Annotated in this window: 1 protein-coding gene; it reads left to right on the plus strand. The window is 46.4% G+C overall.

The features are described from left to right. Positions 1-558 (plus strand): beta-ketoacyl synthase N-terminal-like domain-containing protein (locus tag R7R78_RS28555; protein WP_318119789.1); only part of this gene is annotated, 558 nt, incomplete at both ends.

A 558-nucleotide genomic window follows, 5' to 3' on the forward strand; every position in this document is an offset into this window, starting at 1 on the left:
AGTTCAAAGAACACGGTCTTCGTTCGCAAGTTTGGGGTGATCTAAAGATCAACCCTGCGGAGCATATTGACCGTAAACAGATGCGCTTTATGGGTGATGCGGCTGCTTATGCATACCTATCAATGCAGCAGGCGATTGAAGACGCTGGTCTAACTGAAGAACAAGTTTCAAACGATCGTACAGGTATCGTTGCTGGTTCTGGTGGTGCTTCTGCATTAAACCAAACAGTAGCAACCGATATTATGCGCGAGAAAGGCGTAAAACGCGTAGGCCCTTACATGGTTCCTCGTACTATGTCTTCTACCGTATCAGCATGTCTTGCGACACCATTTAAAATTCGTGGTGTGAACTACTCAATGAGTTCAGCTTGTGCGACATCTGCACACTGTATCGGCCACGCAATGGAGCTTATCCAACTTGGCAAACAAGACATCGTGTTTGCAGGTGGTGGTGAAGAGCTAGATTGGTCTCAAACTATGATGTTTGATGCGATGGGCGCACTATCAACTAAATACAACGATACGCCAGAAAAAGCGTCTCGTACTTACGATGCAGACC

This window comes from Vibrio sp. 2134-1, assembly GCF_033339495.1.